Consider the following 14,554-nt stretch of genomic DNA (forward strand, 5'->3'; position numbering starts at 1 on the left):
TCACGAAATGTATAAAAGTGGGGTTAAAATTAAAAGTGGCAATAAGAAGGAAAATTCCTTCTTATTTTAAACCTCTTGCACCAATATTTCCATATCTATGGAAAGAGTGAGAGATTGATTGCTCAATGAAATAGTTAAGAAGTTCTAGTCTTCCTTCCATCATTGGAGCTTGTCTTACTATATATGTAAGAGATTTTGATGCAGCTTCAAAAATTGAAGAAGGAACTTTACTAATATTTGAGTAAATAACTCTTTGATAATCTTTTATTGTATTTGCAAAAGATTTATCATCTTCTTCAACAACTTTATTTGTTCCTAATAGAATAGCTGATTTAGCTAAGAAGTCTTTAATAGTATCATTACCATTAATTGAAACAGTAAAGCTTACATTTGAAATTCTTGCTGCTAAGATTCTAGATACTACTTCAAAAATTGTATCATCAGAGCTTACTCTAATTACAACTTTATCCAATGGTAAATATCTAAAGTGATTATCTTCACCTCTTACTTCACAATAATCTTTTGCTTTGCTAAATTCATTTTCATAATTTTCATAATATGATTGAACAGCAACTGCTAATTTTTCGAACTCTTCTTTATTTTCACCTTTTGATTTACAAGAATCAATAAATTTAACTAAATCAGAGTTATATTTTTTACTAACAGTTGGATTTGATTTTTCAGTAAAATTAACAAATTGAGTAACATAGTTGAAAATACCAACTTTTCTTCCTGCTCCAATTGCAGATTTACCCATACCACCAAATGGTTGTCGCAGAACAATCGCACCAGTTGTTCCTCTATTTACATAAAGGTTACCAGCTTTAAGATTTGCTTTCCAATAAGAAACTTCTCTTTCATCAAGAGATTCAATACCAGAAGTCAATCCATAACCTGTATCATTTACAATTTTTACAGCATGTGCTAAATCTTTTGCTTTAACAACGGCAAGAACTGGTCCAAATAACTCATTCATATGAATAAAGTTACCCTCCTCTACGCCCCATTTAATTGCTGGTTTTAACATATACTCATTACCTTCTGCATATTCAGGAGCAACTAACCACTCTTCTTTACCTTCTAATTCACTAATTGCTTTTTTAAGATTTCCAGATACAGGATTTGCTAAAGTTCCAATTCTATTTTTTAAATCCCAAACAGAACCTACACTCATAGATTTAGCTGTATCAATTAATGCTTTTTTGAAACCTTCATCATTATAAACTTCTTCTTCTAATACTAAAAGTGATGTTGCAGAACATTTTTGACCTGAGTTTGCAAATGCACTTTGACAAACATTTTTAACAGCTTGTTCTCTATCAGCCATATTTGTTACAATTGTTGCATCTTTACCACCAGTTTCAGCAGTCAATAATAAATCAGGTCTAGTTTTTAACATAGCAGCAGCTGTATCTTCACCACCTGTTAAAATAACAAAATCAACATCTTTATTAGCAATTAAATGCTCACCTGCAAGTGCACCTGGACAAGGAACAAATTGAAGAACATTTTTAGAAATACCAGCATCCCAAAAACATTTACACATCTCATATGCTGTTAATGCTGCAGCTGATGCTGGTTTAATAATAACTGTATTTCCGGCAGCTAAAGATGAAGCAACTCCACCTAAAGGAATAGCAACTGGGAAATTCCATGGTGGAATTACAACCCCTACACCTTTTCCTGAAAACTCTAAGTTTTGATATTTTTCAAAATAATGTGTACTATATGGATAAAATTCTAAGAAATCAACCGCTTCAGAAACTTCAACATCTGTTTCAGTAAATACTTTACCAACTTCAGCAGCAGCAACACCGATTAAATCATCTCTTCTCTCTCTCACCTTTATAGCTACAAGTTTAAGTGCAGCATGTCTTTGTTCATGAGTTAAACTTCTCCAACCATCTTTGTCAGCCTTTGCAACTTCTACAGCTTTTTTAAGATCATCAGCATTTGCATTTGCAAATTTACCTGCTAAAACACCATCTTTAATTTGAGATTTATCAATTGCATCTACTACTTTTCTATCTTCTGAAATATCAACTCCCCCAACAACTATTGGAGTAATTTTGTGTTCTGTATCTTTAGAAAATTGCCATTTTTTAATAATATTTCTAGCCCACTCTTGATTAGCTGCTAATACGAAATCTGTATCAGCTTCAGCATGATACTCTTTTGTATCATATGATGAGAGTGAAAAATCATCCCATTTTTCTGTAAGTCTATTTTGTGTTCTATGAGCACCTACAAATGAAGTTTTTTCATTTTCAAAAGATTTTAAAAATAATTCTTTTTGCATATTCCAATCTTTTGAACCAACTGTAAGACCAAAAGAGTATCTAATAAAGTTATTTGGACCTGTATTTTCATCAAGTCTTCTCACTAAATATGCAATTGCATTTGTGAATTGTTCTTTTGCAGCAGTTGGTGCATATAAAATAACAGATTTAGAAATTTCTCTAATTGCTAATCTTGCAGCTTCACTCATACCTTCTAACATCTCTAAAGTATGATATTCGCTTGTTTTATTTTCTTGAGCTAATGTTGTAGCAAATGCTAATTCAAATAAGTTATGAGAAGCAGTTCCTATATGCATAAATGGAGCATTATCTGGTTGTAATGCAAATCTAGCCATTCTTTTATAATTTGAATCTGTATCACTTTTATCTGTATATGTAACCATTTCCCAATGTTTTTGGCTAGCTTCAGTTTCTTCCATCTCCATATTAGCACCTTTTACAAGTCTAAACTTCATAGGAGATCCACCATTTTCTACTCTTTTTTTAGCCCAAGCTAATAAGTCTTTTTGTACCAAAAATGAATCAGGAATATATGCTTGTAATACAATACCAGCATAAAAATCTTTAAACTGTGGTTTATCCAATGTTCTTTTGAATACTTCAACTGTAATAGCTAAATCCCTATACTCTTCCATATCAAGATTTATAAATTTATTTGATTTAGTTCCATCTGGAGCTATGTAAGGATACTTAATTGCTTGTTCATATATTTTAGTTAATTTTTCAACAAGCACTTCAACTGTGTGCTCAAAATTCAAAGGACTGATTTGAGAATAAATAGTTGATATCTTAATAGAAATATAGTCAATATTTGGATTAGATAAAGCTTTTAAATATTTTTCCATTCTCTCACTTGCTTCTTCTTCACCAAGAACAACTTCACCAATAAGGTTAATATTGACTCTAGTACCCTCTTCTTTTCTCATAATTAAGTGTTTATTAAAAGGCTCTTCTTCTCCTTTAATAACTACTGTCTTAGTATCTTCTCTTATTTGATTTACAAACATAGGAACAGATAAGTTTGGTAAAAATTTTCCAAAGTTTTGGAATAACCATAAAAGTGTCTTATCTTTTGTTGTAAAAAAGTGAGCCATCCCATGCTTTTCTAATAAGAAAATAATTTGATCAGCGACTCTTGCATTTGAATCACATCTAAAACATTGATCCATTAATTCTATTAAAAGAGCTTTATCTTTTGGATGATCAAGCATTTTATTCATTTTTACATAAAATTCTCTATCCCAATCGCTAACAAGTTCTGTTGCTCTATTTTGCCATTTTTCAGCTAGTTTAACTGCTGATTCTACAATTTCTGTTTCATTTTTCATTTATTGTCCTTAAAATTTATTGTTTTTTAATTAATTTTGAGTAGTTTTGAGCACATTATTAATTGTGCTCAACTACTAACTTGCTACTTTAATTAAGGATTCCCTGGCCTTTATGTAAATCTTGTACTTTTGATTGCAATCTACGTTTATGTCGCATATTAATGCTTTTTACCCAAGTAAGCTTCTTGTATAGTCTTAGAATTTAATAGTTCTTCCGCTGTACCTTCGTGTGTGATTTTCCCAACTTCTAGTACATATGCTCTATCTGCTAATTTAAGAGCTGCTTTTGCATTTTGTTCAACTAATAAAACTGTAACACCATTTAAGGCAATCTCTTTTATAGCTTTAAAAATCGCTTTAATTAAAATTGGTGCTAAACCTAATGAAGGTTCATCCAAAATTAAAAGTTTGGGTTTACTCATAATTGCTCTACCAATTGCAAGCATCTGTTGCTCGCCACCACTTAAAGTTCCAGCAAGCTGTTTTTTTCTTTCTTTAAGTCTTGGTAAAATATCATAAATCCAATCCAAAGTCTCTTTATCATGTCCTTTTAATGTATATGCACCCATCATAAGATTTTCTTCAACAGTTAATGTTCCAAAAACTCTTCTTCCTTCTGGTGAGTGAGACATACCAAGTGATACAATATCATGTGCTTCACATTTTGTAATATCATTTTTATCAAAAATAATATTCCCTGATTTTGGTTTCAAAAGTCCAGAAATTGTTCTTAAAGTTGTAGTTTTACCAGCACCATTAGCACCAAGAATTGTTACAACTTCCCCTTTTAATACTTTTAAATCTATACCTTTAATAGCAGATATTGCTCCATATGACACATGAAGATCTCTAACTTCTAGTAATATTTCATTATTTACCATTATTCATCCTCCTCATCATCATCTGTTCCAATATAAGCTTCAATAACTTTTGGATCATCTTGTACGAATGATGGAAGACCTTGTGAAATCTCTTTTCCAAAGTTGATAACAGTGATATAATCAGTTAACTTCATAACCATATCCATATCATGTTCAATCATCATAATTCCAAGACCCATTTCTTTTATTTTCAAAATTATGTTAGTAAGTTCTATGGTCTCATTTTCATTAAGTCCGGCTGCTGGTTCATCTAAGATTAAAAGCTCAGGTTCAGCCGCAAGTGCTCTTGCCATTTCAATTTTTCTTTGATTTCCATAAGATAAATCTCCCGCAGGAGTTTTAGCATATTTTGTTAAACCAAAAAAGTCCATAAGTTCTCCAACTTTTTCCCATTGTTTCTTTTCATCTGTTCGATAAAAAGGTGTATGAACAATAGCGTGATACCATTTTTGTTTTGATTTTGTATGACATCCCGCAATAATATTCTCTGCAACACTCATCTCTTTAAAAAGTCTAATATTTTGGAATGTTCTTAAAACTCCCCTTTGGGCAATTTTATGTGGCTCCATTCCTGTAATATTCTCACCTTTATATTTTATACTTCCTTGCTCAGGAGTATAGATACCTGTTACACAGTTAAAAAGTGTAGTTTTACCAGCACCATTAGGACCAATAATTCCATATATTTGACCAGGCTTTACTTTAATAGTTAAATCATCAATTGCAACTAATCCATGGAAAAACTTTGAAACATTTTCTATTTCTAATACATATTTCATTATTTTGCCTCCCTAGCTTTCTTTTTAAGAAAATTTGGAATATTTCCAAAAGTTGCAGGCCATACACCATTTGGTCTTAAAATCATAGTAAGAACCATAGCGGCACCAAAAATTAAGTATCTTGATTCTTTAAACTCTGTAAATAGTTCAGGTAATACAAACATAACAAATGTTCCAATAATAATTCCAGGAAGTGAAGCAGATCCACCAACTAAAACGATTGCAAAGAACATAACTGATTGCATAAAGTTAAATGATTCAGGACTTACAGCTGAATACTGAATAGCAAAAACACATCCAGCAGCACCTGCAATAGCAGCACCTAAAGCAAAAGCAAAAAGTTTATAATATGAGATATTTATTCCCATAGATTTTGCTGCAATTTCATTTTTGTTTATATAATATAAAGCTCTTCCATATCTTGATGTATCTAGATTTCTAATTATTAATAAAGTAACAATTAATAAAGCAAAGGCGATATAATAAACACCCGTATCACTAGTTATTTCATATCCAAAAACCCTAAAGAAATCAATTCCAAAAATACCATTAGGACCACCAGTTAACCCAAATACATCATTAGATAATACTTGTTCAAATATGATATTAAATCCAATAGTTGCAACAAGTAAATAATCACCTCTTAAATGGATAATTGGACCAGCAAGTAAAACTGAAAAAACAACTGGAACTAAAATTGCAAAAGGAATAGTTTCAATAATTTCAAGCCCAAAATGTACATTTAAAATAGCTGTTGTATATGCACCCATCCCAAAGAAAATTGCATGTCCCATATTAAATACACCAGCACGACCAAGAATAATATCTTGAGAGAAGGCAACAACGGCAAATACTAAAAATGTAATACCAATACTTAACCAAGCAGAATCAACTAAAAATGGGAAAACTGCCATAACTACTAAAAATAAAGTAGCAATAATTGTAGTTCTATTCATTATACTTTCTCCGCTGTGTTTTCACCAAGAAGTCCAGTTGGTTTTACAATTAAAATTATAATTAATAAAATAAATGTAAATGTCTCTGCCCATTCTGTTGAAATATATCCTGATATTAGTGCATTAAATAATCCAAGTAATAATCCACCAAGCATAGCTCCTGGAATACTCCCAATACCACCAATAATTGCTGCAATAAATGCATTTAAACCATAAAGCCATCCCATGTCAAATGTCAAACCTCTATAGTAAAGCCCAATAAATAAACCACCAATAGCACCTAACATAGACCCTATTATAAAAATAGTCATAATTACTCTATTAACATTGATACCCATAAGCTTTGCAGCATCTTGATCTATAGCAGTTGCTCTAATGGCTGTTCCCATTTTTGTTTTATTGATGAAAAGATAAAGTGCAACCATTAACACACCTGATAATGCTAAGATTACCAATTGAGTAAATGAAATTATAACTCCACCAAAATTCCATGAAGTAGCAGGGAATACATTTGCTGGGAATATTTCCATATTTGGTCCCCAAATTAACATTATTGCATTTTGTATTACAAGTGATGCACCAAGAGCAGAAACAACTGCACTTAATCTTGGTGCCGTTCTTAAAGGTCTATAGGCTAGACGCTCAAGAAGAACACCTACAAAAGCCACAACGATTGCTGTTAAAGTAAATACTATAACAATATTCACTAACGTCAATGCATTTGAACCATAAAACTGTGTAAACAAAGTAAGTCCTACATAAGCAGAAAAGGCAACAAGGTCACCGTGTGCGAAGTTGATTAACTTCATCACACCGTAAACCATTGTATAACCTAATGCTACTAATGCATACAGACTTCCTACTGTTAAACCATTAATTAACTGTTGAAGAAGAGTATCCATTATTTTAAAACCTCATTATTATTCAGTAACAACTTGTTTTGTACCATCATTTTTCATTTTGTAAACAACAAATTTAGCACCAACTCTCTCACCATCTTCTCTAATATTAAATGGTCCAGTAATTCCTGGAAAATCTTTCATAGATCTAATGTATTCAGCAATTTTTTTGGTGTCAAAAGATTTTGTTTTTTCAACACCTTCAATAACTGCTCTTAAACCATCTGCATTAGTTACTGGCCAAATTGATGGAGGATCCATTTTAAATCTAGCTTTGTAAGCTGCAAGATATTTTTTAGCTTCAGGGTATGGTAAAATTTCAGGTGTGGGGAAGTTAATTAAAACTGTTCCAGCAGCTGCTTTACCTGCTAATTTATAGAAATCAGGGTTATCATTTGAATCACCACCAACAAAATCTGCATCTATTTGTAATTGTTTTTGTTGAGCTCTTAATAATCCACCATCAGTATAATAACCTGAATAATAAATTACATCTGGGTTCATTTCTTTTATTTTTGTTAAGATTGCTGAAAAGTTTTGAGTTCCAGATTTAATTTTCCCTCTATAAATAACATTTCCACCAATAGCTTTGATTGAAGCTTCAGTTGCGTCACCAAGTCCTTCTGAGTAAGAAGAATAATCAGATAAAACTACAATTTTTTTGTATTTTTTAGTTTTCACCATATACTCTGCTGTAAAATCACTTTGAGAAGAGTTTGGAAAAGAGTTTCTAAAGAAAGTCCAATATTTTTTAGCAATTAAAGAATCACTTGTACCATCAGAAGTTTGTAAAACATTTTTTCTATAATATGTAGTTTGAGCAGCTTCTGTAGCACCTGAAGTATAAGAACCAATTACAGCAATAACACCTGCATTAGTTAATTTTTTAGCACAAACAGCAGCTTTTTGAGCTTTTGCTTCATCATCACAAGTAATAACTTCGATTTGTTTACCTAAAAGCCCACCTTCTGCATTTTTTTCATCTGCAATAAGTCTTACAAAGTTTTCTATACTTTGACCTTCATTAGCATATTGTCCTGTAATTGGCGCTTGTACACCAATCTTAACTGTATCAGCTGCAAACAATAGTGTTGAAACAGCAGCACTAAGTGCTAATGCACTAGCAATTTTTGTTAATTTCATTCATTCTCCTTTTTTTTGATAAATCTATTTTAAAGCAGGTTCAATTACATAGCAACCCACACACCATTCTCCGATGTTTTGAACAACGTGTATCTCTCCTCCTTTAAAATAAGATTTTAAATTATTATAATCACTTACTATATTATCAAATGTTTCAATGATTTCATCAAGTCTTTTTTGTGTCTTTTTTCTTGCACTATTTGAAATATCTAAATAAAATGCAAAAAGGCCATAATCTAAAGTTGAGTCCTCTATTTTATCTCTATCTAACATTTTGCACATTTTTTCAATTTCACTTTTATACTCTTCTTGAACATTTCGTACACCATTTTTTATACTCATAATTACTCTTGATATAGAATCATTATCTGATTTATGTTCAAATCTTTCATCAAGTGTTAAAGATAAAATATCTTGTGTTAAATATTTTTCTTTCATAAAGCTTCTAAAATCATCTCTTTTTGGTAATGAACACCTTAATATATCTGCAACTGTTGCATCTATATAAATTTCTGGTGCATTTTCTAATTTAGCAATTTCTTGAGAAACATGAATTGATAAAAACTTTGGTGGTGCATAAGATAAATATAACTCATCTGCTGTCCAAAATGAATAGTTCTTTTTAGCAATGTAAATACCACTTATAACAGCATTTATAACATCAACTTGTAAAGGAAAATTAGTCATTTTTTATTCCTACAAAATTTTCATCCACTTCTTCTAAAATACCACTTTCATATAAAATATCTTCAATAAGTCTGTTTTTTGATATGCTAAGTTGAGTTGATAAAACAACTAAGGCTTGATCCAATTTTTTATCAATCTTAATTGTTAGTTGTGAAATCTCTTTTTTTGAGCTATTAGTATGTTTATTTATTACATTCTTTATTATTGTTCTATTGTTTTTTTGCTTAGCCATCTTTTCTCTTTTTATATTTCTTTTTTAGTAGTATAAAAGGTACTACTAAATTATAGTTATAAATTATTGCATGCGAAAAATTAAATTAAACTTAAGATTTCACTAAAAACTGTATATTTTTTATACAATTTTAAATAATAATGAGAATTGCTATGTTAATGCTATTTTAGAGAGAATTATTTGAGTTTTTGTTGAAAAATAAGACCAAAAATTATTAATATTAATCCTACTATTGTAGATAACAAAATTGGCTCCCCTAATATAAAGTAAATAAAGATTAAAGACAAAAATGGTGAAATAAAAATTAAATTCGCAATTTTAGAAGTATTTATAGTACTTTGCATAGCTTTTAACCAAAATAAAAATGTAATTCCCATTTCAAATAGTCCTACATAAATTGCACTTAATAAGCCTGAAATATCAGGTAATGTTAAAGGTTGAGTATAAATAAAATAAATAATTATCAGTGGAAAAGAAAATAAAAAGTTACAAAATAAACTTACTGTAGAGTCAGATTTAGATTTTGTATTAAATATCCAATACAAAGACCAAAGAACAGTACTGGCAAGTGCTAGTATCAATCCCTCGATATTTGAGAAATTTAAACTAAAAGGTGCACCTTTTGTAGCAATTATTAAAACACCAAAATAACAAATTATTCCAGCAATTATGTCATATTTACTTAATTTATGTTTTAAAAAAGGAACTGATAATAAAGATAACATTAAAGCCCATGTATAATTTATAGATTGTGCTTCTTGTGCAGGTAAGAGATCATAAGCTTTAAATAGTACTAAATAATATAAAAAAGGATTAATTGTACCTAAAACAACTATTAATAAAGAATTATTTTTTATATGAACAATAACTAAAGGTAATTTTTTTTCAATAACTAATATAACAAAAAGTACAATTAATGATGTAGTTGATGCATATAACACAAGTGCTTCTGGGGTTAAATAAGATAAGGATACTTTAAATGCTGTTGCAACAGTTGACCATAAAAAAACAGAAATAAGTGCATATTTGTATGCTGAAGTTAAATTATTTTTATACATTTACCAATTCTAACATCTATTAATATAATATATCTTAAATACAAACAGAAAATTTAATATAATTAAATTCTGCACTTTTAATTTTGATGTATTTGTGTTAGAATCTATATGTAAAAATATACAAAAGGAATGATGATGGAATATAAAAGAATATTTTTCCCTCTTGGGGGAGGTGGAGAACTTAGATCTAGAATTCATGGAGCATTACTAATAGGAAAATACTTTAATGCTCATTTGGAAATCTTTAAATCTCAAGCAAGACCAAGTCAAATAATGAAGTTTGATAATAGTTTACCAGATACTGTACTAAAAGAGTTAAATGCAATGACAAAAGATAGATTAAAAGAAGAGATAAATGAACATGAAACTATTTTTAAAGAAGAAATTAAAAAAGTTGGAAGTTCATCTTCATCAAAATCTAAAAAGAATGCAGCAACAGCTACTATTATAACAGGAGAAGGATTTAGGAGTAAATTAGTGGAAGAAGAGTCTAAATATTGTGATTTAGTAATAGTTTCAACTCCACATGAATCTAGAATAACAGCTACATTTGAAACAGCTGTTACAAAAAGTGGGAAACCTGCTTTAATGTTCCCAAGAAAGATGAAAAAATTTAGTGCTGAAAAGATATTAATTGGTTGGAATAATTCACCAGAAGCTGCAAGAGCAGTATCTGAGTCTATACCTTTATTAAAAAATGCAAAAAAAGTACATATAATTTCATCTAAGAAGTATGGAAAAGATTTAAATCAAGTTTCAAAATTACAAAACTATTTAGAAGATCATGGTATTGATACAAGTTATGAAATTGTTAAAACTACAAAAACACCAGGACAAGCACTTTTAAAATATGCAAAAGATGGTAAATTTGATTTGATAGTTGCAGGTGCATTTGGACATAGAGGCTTAAAAGAATTAATGTTTGGGGGAACAACTAAATATATGTTAAAAAATAGTGATATTCCAATATTTATGGCACATTAATAAAGAAGGTTTTAATTCCTTCTTTATAAAACTTTTTTTAAATCTTCAATAATAGACAAATCATAACTATCATCTTTTTTTGCACTATTTTTCAATATTTCTATTGCTTCTTCTTTATTATATGCATTTCTATAAGTTTTATTAGAAGTTAAAGCAGAAAAACTAACAATTACTTCTAGCAGTCTATCTTTTAAACTTAAATCTTTACCTTTTAAACCAAATGGATAACCTTTTCCATTTGGTTTTTCTTGCACTTTAGATGCCCAAGAAGCTATCTCTGAAAAGCCCATAATATTTGATAATACTTTTTTTGTATAGTATGGATAAGATTTTATCTCTTCATATTCCCAAACTTCCAACTTGGCTTTTTTCTTAATAATTGAAGAAGGCACACATAGTTTTCCAATATTACATAAAGATGCAGCAATAAGTAGTGTAAATTTATCTTTATATTCAAAATTATAAAAATCAAGCATTTTTTCCAAATTAATGAGCAATTTGGAATCTATATTATCTATCAAATAAAAAGAAGAAGTGATTTTAAATAACTCTTCATACGTTAAAATAGTTGTAAAATCATGTAAATTAGTAAAGATAAAAAATAATATTTCATTTTCATTTTGTAAATCAAGCCAAAAACTAGTTTTTTGAGATATTTTTAAAAATATTTCTGCTAACTCTTCAGAAAAAAGTTCATTTTTACTATTCTCAATGAAATTTAAAACATTATTTCTATCTTGAACTTTAATAGTTGAAAGATTAAATCTATTTTCAATAGCAATAGCAATAGATAAAATTTGTGAAAATAGTGGTATTTCTTGAGCTTTTAATCCAAAAAAACCACTTCCGTCATAATATTCATTTTGATATTTTAAAATATCTTCTTTTTTTTCATCTAAAAAAGGCAATTTTATTGCAATTTTATTAGAAGATTCACAATACTCTTTTGATACATGTGAAATATTAAGTAAACCTATTGAATGAACCAAAGAAAAAGAACATAAATCACTCATCTCTTCAGGAGTGAACTCTAATTCTTTTGCTATATTTAAAGCAATATATGCAATTCTTTTTGAATAGTTTAAACTATTTGAGTACTTATCTTTTCTCAAATAATCTAAACTAAAAGATACTGCCAATAAAAAATTATTAAGATTAAAACTAATTTCTCTTTTTTTATCCATTATTCTTCTTCAAGAAGTTTTGTAATAGCTTCCAGAGAAGTATCCGTCATATCTAAGTCTAAATGCACTCCTTTTTTTACTTCTACAAGTTTCGCATCAAGACCTTTTTTTATAGCTAGTTTATAAAAATTTTTTGTAATTTCAGGAGGTGAGATCTTATCATTTTCTCCATAAATCAATATAAACTTAGTTTTTTTACTAACTTTATTGATAACATCAACCATCGAAATCAACCCAGGAGATTTATCTTCTTCATGAATATCATATCTTCCACCAACTAAAACAGCATTATTTATCAATTTTGGTTCAATACCTGTAAGAGTTGCTCCCATCATTGCTCCAGCACTGTGACCAATGTAGGTTATTGTTTTGGCTTCAAATCTATCTTTTAATTCACTTATTAACTCACCCAAAAACTTTATATATTCTTCTTTTGCAGCTAAATTTTTAACACCTTCATGGGCTAATGCTGTAAAATTATTTGTAGAAGATTCTGAATACCCAGGAAGAGCAACAGCAACTGTTGTAATATCTGTATTTAAAGTAAGAGTTTCAGCAAAAGTAGAATATCTACCTAATGTATTTGTACCATCTGGCCAAGTACCATGAACAATTATATTTAAATAACCACCTCTATCACCATTACTTTTAAAATATTGAATACACTCTCCACCTGCAAATATATAATTATCACCTTTTTCTAAGCACTCTTCATGACTTACTTTTTGTCCATATAAATTTAAAGTTAAAAAAATCAAACTTATAAATATAAAAACTTTATTCTTCATTTTTCTATCCCCCTTTTATTTTATTAGTATGCTAGAACTCCAACATATCCAGCAATTTTTCTTTCAATCAACTCTACTATTCCAGCTTGAACATAACTTACATCATCAATAAAATCATCTTCTTTCCAATGCATACTTTCCATAGTATTTTTACAACCTATAAACTCTACATCATATTCCATCAATGATGATATTCTTATCAATGTTTTTTTATCATAATCCTTTTTTAATGCCCTCATTCCATTTCCATATACAACTACTGCTATTTTTACAGTATCACTTGGATACTCTTTTAAAATATTATAAATTCCATTTAAATTATTATTAACAACAACCAAATCAGAATTATATATTTGAAATACTACTTTTCTAGGCTTATCAAAAGTAGGTTGAGGATCGCTAAAAGTTGAATTTGCATAAGAAAAAACAGTTAATAAAACTACTAAAATAATTTTTTTCATATTACTCCTTTATATATACATCAAAGTCTATTTTAATTGTACCATTTTTTAATATTTTACAATACAATCCTCTACAATCTTTTACAATTTTGGGTAATCGTTTGTGGAAAATACTCAAATGATCACACATCGTACATTTTTGCATTATTTGGATTTGACACTCCCCTATTTGCAAAACTGTTCCTATGGGTAAAATATGTGGATTAAAATCAAAAATGATATTTTCGCCTAAACTACCAAACTTTAAATTAACACCATTTTGAAATGATATTTCATAACTATTTAATCCCAAAATCATAACGGTTTTATCCAAATCTTTTTGTGCAAACTTATCATTTTCAATACCAAAATCTTTTATAAGATTTAAACTTTCCACTTTCGGTCTTGGAGTACTACTTTTTGATTCTTTTGTTGCACTAAAAGTACCAATTACTTTCCCTATTTTCTTCATTTTTTAATATTCTCATTTAAAATAAATATAAAATCTTTTTTTGTCCAAGCACCTAAATATCTATTTAGTATTTTTTTATTCTTTGAGATAAAATAAAAAGTAGGAGTCATTCCTTGAAAATTTTTATCTAATCCAAAAGGTAAAGAAGCATGGTCAATATTAACTTCTAAAAATATGAAATTATTATCTATTATATTTTTAACTTCTACTGTTGGAAAAACTTTTTCTTTCATTATTTCACAATATGGGCAATCATCCCTTGAAATAAATACAAGTATTTTTTTATCCGATTTTTTTACTTCTTTTAAAATCTTATTTTCATCATAATTATTTTTGGATATATTTTCTGCTAATAAATTTGAAGTGAATAAAAAAATAAAAAATATCAAAAGTCTAAGTATCATTGGAACTTCCTAATTTCTT

At 28.9% G+C, this 14,554-nt stretch carries 15 protein-coding genes; 1 reads left to right on the forward strand and 14 read right to left on the reverse strand.

The features are described 5' to 3' along the window. Positions 1-61 precede the first annotated feature (61 nt). The 9 genes from CRU95_RS01330 to CRU95_RS01370 form a co-directional block, all read right to left on the reverse strand. Positions 62-3,628 (reverse strand): bifunctional proline dehydrogenase/L-glutamate gamma-semialdehyde dehydrogenase, encoded by a 3,567-nt coding sequence (locus tag CRU95_RS01330; RefSeq protein WP_129099346.1) that lies wholly within the window; start codon positions 3,626-3,628, stop codon positions 62-64. 158 nt (positions 3,629-3,786) lie between these two features. After that, positions 3,787-4,509: an ABC transporter ATP-binding protein gene (locus tag CRU95_RS01335; RefSeq protein WP_129099347.1), complete on the reverse strand. Its 723-nt coding sequence runs from the start codon at positions 4,507-4,509 to the stop codon at positions 3,787-3,789. Beyond that, on the reverse strand, positions 4,509-5,288 hold the full coding sequence (locus CRU95_RS01340; protein ID WP_129099348.1) for an ABC transporter ATP-binding protein: 780 nt from the start codon (positions 5,286-5,288) through the stop codon (positions 4,509-4,511). The genes CRU95_RS01335 and CRU95_RS01340 overlap by 1 nt, the downstream gene beginning before the upstream one ends. Beyond that, entirely contained in the window at positions 5,288-6,244 is a 957-nt protein-coding gene (locus CRU95_RS01345) for a branched-chain amino acid ABC transporter permease (RefSeq protein ID WP_129099349.1), read from the reverse strand. Before CRU95_RS01345 ends, CRU95_RS01340 begins: the two co-directional genes overlap by 1 nt. After that, complete coding sequence (locus CRU95_RS01350) at positions 6,244-7,146, reverse strand: branched-chain amino acid ABC transporter permease (protein ID WP_129099350.1); 903 nt, start codon at positions 7,144-7,146, stop codon at positions 6,244-6,246. Before CRU95_RS01350 ends, CRU95_RS01345 begins: the two co-directional genes overlap by 1 nt. 18 nt (positions 7,147-7,164) lie before the next feature. Next, positions 7,165-8,286 carry a branched-chain amino acid ABC transporter substrate-binding protein gene (locus CRU95_RS01355; protein ID WP_129099351.1) on the reverse strand — a complete coding sequence of 374 codons (1,122 nt, stop codon included), beginning with the start codon at positions 8,284-8,286 and terminating at the stop codon, positions 7,165-7,167. A gap of 24 nt (positions 8,287-8,310) precedes the next feature. Further along, on the reverse strand, positions 8,311-8,973 hold the full coding sequence (locus CRU95_RS01360) for a hypothetical protein (RefSeq protein ID WP_129099352.1): 663 nt from the start codon (positions 8,971-8,973) through the stop codon (positions 8,311-8,313). Beyond that, entirely contained in the window at positions 8,966-9,205 is a 240-nt protein-coding gene (locus CRU95_RS01365; protein ID WP_129099353.1) for a hypothetical protein, read from the reverse strand. The genes CRU95_RS01360 and CRU95_RS01365 overlap by 8 nt, the downstream gene beginning before the upstream one ends. 176 nt (positions 9,206-9,381) lie before the next feature. After that, positions 9,382-10,263 (reverse strand): DMT family transporter, encoded by an 882-nt coding sequence (locus CRU95_RS01370; RefSeq protein ID WP_129099354.1) that lies wholly within the window; start codon positions 10,261-10,263, stop codon positions 9,382-9,384. Between the two features lie 135 nt (positions 10,264-10,398). On the opposite strand from CRU95_RS01370, the gene CRU95_RS01375 reads away from it, so the two are divergent. Continuing rightward, the gene (locus tag CRU95_RS01375; RefSeq protein WP_164969699.1) at positions 10,399-11,247 is read left to right on the forward strand and encodes a universal stress protein; all 849 of its coding nucleotides are present in this window, start codon (positions 10,399-10,401) and stop codon (positions 11,245-11,247) included. Positions 11,248-11,270: 23 nt separating this feature from the next. Here the strand turns inward: CRU95_RS01375 and CRU95_RS01380 are convergent, their stop codons facing one another. The 5 genes from CRU95_RS01380 to CRU95_RS01400 are packed head-to-tail and all read right to left on the reverse strand — an operon-like array spanning position 11,271 to position 14,535. Continuing rightward, positions 11,271-12,431, reverse strand: coding sequence for an HD-GYP domain-containing protein (locus CRU95_RS01380; RefSeq protein ID WP_129099356.1), 1,161 nt, complete (start codon positions 12,429-12,431; stop codon positions 11,271-11,273). Further along, positions 12,431-13,219 (reverse strand): alpha/beta hydrolase, encoded by a 789-nt coding sequence (locus CRU95_RS01385; protein WP_129099357.1) that lies wholly within the window; start codon positions 13,217-13,219, stop codon positions 12,431-12,433. The genes CRU95_RS01380 and CRU95_RS01385 overlap by 1 nt, the downstream gene beginning before the upstream one ends. Positions 13,220-13,242: 23 nt before the next feature. After that, positions 13,243-13,680: a DsrE family protein gene (locus CRU95_RS01390; RefSeq protein ID WP_129099358.1), complete on the reverse strand. Its 438-nt coding sequence runs from the start codon at positions 13,678-13,680 to the stop codon at positions 13,243-13,245. A 1-nt stretch (position 13,681) separates the two neighbouring features. Beyond that, entirely contained in the window at positions 13,682-14,131 is a 450-nt protein-coding gene (locus CRU95_RS01395; protein WP_129099359.1) for an MOSC domain-containing protein, read from the reverse strand. Further along, positions 14,128-14,535, reverse strand: coding sequence for a thioredoxin family protein (locus CRU95_RS01400; protein ID WP_129099360.1), 408 nt, complete (start codon positions 14,533-14,535; stop codon positions 14,128-14,130). Before CRU95_RS01400 ends, CRU95_RS01395 begins: the two co-directional genes overlap by 4 nt. Between the last annotated feature and the right edge of the window lie 19 nt (positions 14,536-14,554).

Source organism: Arcobacter sp. F2176 (assembly GCF_004116465.1).
Lineage (GTDB): Bacteria > Campylobacterota > Campylobacteria > Campylobacterales > Arcobacteraceae > Arcobacter > Arcobacter siniprincipis.